Raw genomic sequence first — 1,498 nt, 5'->3', positions numbered from 1 at the left:
GCTTTGGCTACGGTTTTAGAAATCAAGGTATTTAACATCTGTTTAGCTTTAATTTCAGGTACTAATGTGCCCGAAACTGTTGAACGCATCGCTTTAACTAGCTGCATTTTTAATTTGATGTCACGGTATAAAGCCACGCTATCAACACTTAATAATGCTAACGAGCCTAAGTCAATCGCCAGTTGGTGCATTTTTTTATCTTGGCTTTCACCTTCTTTAACGGTGTCCATTATTTTAATAATATTTTTATTATATTATTCCGTTATATGGTGTCGTTGTTTGATTTCGGCGAGCTCTTCTTGCGATGTGGCATTAAACGCTTCGACCATCCATTCGGGCCAACCTTCACCTTCAATCCTATGGGCTTTAAATTCCGCTTCTTGAACTGACTTATATTCGCCGTCATCGATATTGGCAGATTTATAATGCACCATAAAACTATTGATCCATCCCCAAACAAATGTACTTCCTGCACCGGCTCGCATAGGATCTAACATAATATGATCTATCACTTGGTGCGTGCCCGGTTGGCAGACCATTAACACGGTTGAACTTAAGGCATTACGTGACATATTATGAATAATAACACCGTGCAAATCGTCCCAATCATACTCTTTTATTCGGCGTTTTTTCGGTTGTAAAAATACCGAAGGATGCCGTAATACTTTAAAGTTAAAAAAGTAACTTTCGTTAACATAGACTTTACCCGTTTTACGATTAAATATAATGGGGCTACCACGCCAAGAAAAAGCATTTTGATAGAGTTCTGGAAGTGCATATGAATAGATAACAAATGAAACTAATAACATGCCAACTAATACTATAAAAAAAACATTCCACTCAGATTTTTTTAGTAATATTGAAAAAAAGCCAAAACTAAAGAAGATTAATACCATAAACATTAAAATTAATGATATAGATAAACACAAATAAAAAATTTGATCTGAGGGAACCTTACGAATAAAGGCACAATAGGTATTATTGGCATAACTTAAGCGATCGTCATGCAAAGGTACACTATAAGGACCTTTATCTAGATCCCCAAACCAACCAAGAATTTGCGGGCGGTATTTTGATGGCATTTTATTCTCCTTTTATTTATTCATCGTGAAATTGGTTACTGCTTCGATTAATGATAAGCGGGATTTCGTTATCATCTTGTGCATTAGGGCTGATATTGATTTGATAGTTATTTATTAGATCATAAGCAAAGGTGCCCGCTACCCAGGTTATTACCGTTAGGTGACTTTCTGGCTGGTTAGGAGCTGGCTCTTTTACTTCGATTTTTTCAATATCGGTAAAATTAGATTGCCATACCGCTTTGCCCTGAGTGAGGGTTTTAAAGGTTTTTGCTTCATAATGGTCGATAAAATAGTTTTTATCGGTGGTGACATATTCGGTGATTTTTAGGGTTTCTTTGGCTTTATCTTCGTTTAGGTGGATTGGGGAGTGCGCCACTACTGAGTGGTTATTTACCCCTGTTGAACTGATATTAAAG

The 1,498-nt window shown here is 36.5% G+C and carries 3 protein-coding genes; all 3 read right to left on the bottom strand.

Going from position 1 to position 1,498, the window contains the following annotated elements:
- Positions 1-230 (bottom strand): hypothetical protein (locus A9G36_RS07365; protein WP_141670607.1); only part of this gene is annotated, 230 nt, incomplete at its 3' end.
- Positions 231-254: 24 nt separating this feature from the next.
- Positions 255-1,082, bottom strand: a complete 828-nt coding sequence (locus A9G36_RS07360) for a DUF6708 domain-containing protein (protein ID WP_065585581.1) — start codon at positions 1,080-1,082, stop codon at positions 255-257.
- A gap of 16 nt (positions 1,083-1,098) precedes the next feature.
- Positions 1,099-1,498 (bottom strand): hypothetical protein (locus tag A9G36_RS10180; RefSeq protein WP_176701005.1); only part of this gene is annotated, 400 nt, incomplete at its 5' end.

The sequence above is a fragment of the Gilliamella sp. Choc6-1 genome (assembly GCF_001690385.1).
Classification (GTDB): Bacteria; Pseudomonadota; Gammaproteobacteria; order Enterobacterales; family Orbaceae; genus Gilliamella; species Gilliamella apicola_A.
This window is presented reverse-complemented; position numbering and strand designations above follow the sequence as displayed.

What these genes read in the sequence shown, in the direction of transcription:
- A9G36_RS07360 (WP_065585581.1), bottom strand. Translation starts at nt 1,082, where the DNA reads ATGCCATCAAAATACCGCCCGCAAATTCTTGGTTGGTTTGGGGATCTA.